General features: G+C 46.3%; 1 pseudogene. It reads left to right on the top strand.

Annotated features, from left to right (window positions below):
• A pseudogene (locus tag G4D82_RS14630) lies at positions 1-257 on the top strand (lectin-like domain-containing protein); the annotation flags it as partial.

Genomic DNA, 257 nt, shown 5'->3' with positions numbered 1-257 from the left:
AACCGGAACTTACACTTTCACGCCTGATGCTGGTCAGTGTGCTACGGCTCCGTTTGTGGTAACAGTAACTGTGAATCAATTGGTGCCAACTTTCAATGGTTTGGATACTGAAATCTGCTCTGGTGATGTAGCTCCTGTTCTTCCTTTAGTTTCTTCTAATGGAATCTCTGGAACTTGGTCGCCATCGACTGTAGATAATACAACAACCGGAACTTACACTTTCACGCCTGATGCTGGTCAGTGTGCTACGGCTCCGT

The sequence above is a fragment of the Flavobacterium lotistagni genome (genome assembly GCF_011392125.1).
Taxonomy (GTDB): Bacteria; Bacteroidota; Bacteroidia; order Flavobacteriales; family Flavobacteriaceae; genus Flavobacterium; species Flavobacterium lotistagni.
Note: the sequence above shows the minus strand (reverse complement) of the source record. Positions and strands in the feature narration are given on the sequence as shown.